The sequence below is a fragment of the Campylobacter sp. B0100352/1 genome, assembly GCF_020135855.1.
Lineage (GTDB): Bacteria > Campylobacterota > Campylobacteria > Campylobacterales > Campylobacteraceae > Campylobacter_D > Campylobacter_D taeniopygiae.
In genome coordinates this window covers 1-239 of the sequence record NZ_JACHTP010000130.1, presented here as the reverse complement: position 1 = coordinate 239, position 239 = coordinate 1, and the positions used below count along the sequence as shown (strand labels likewise).

Annotated in this window: 1 pseudogene; it reads right to left on the bottom strand. The window is 28.0% G+C overall.

What is annotated here, in order from left to right:
• Positions 1-239, bottom strand: a pseudogene (locus tag H2279_RS08850) (bacteriophage T4 gp5 trimerisation domain-containing protein); the annotation flags it as partial.

Here is a 239-nt window from a genome sequence, read left to right as displayed (position 1 = left end):
TCCCTTCACATTCTTTATCTCATCCTTATGTATGATAGTATTTTGATTAGATCCTATTTCTATATCTTTGTTTTCTCCTACAAACTCACTTGAATTTTTAGCTATTCTTATTTTATTATCCACTCCTACATTTAAAGTATTGCTTAATCCTACTATAGTATCTTTAGATAAACCTACATTGGTTAAATATTCTCCTCCTATATTGACATTTTTAGCTAAGTCTATGGTTTGAGTATGAA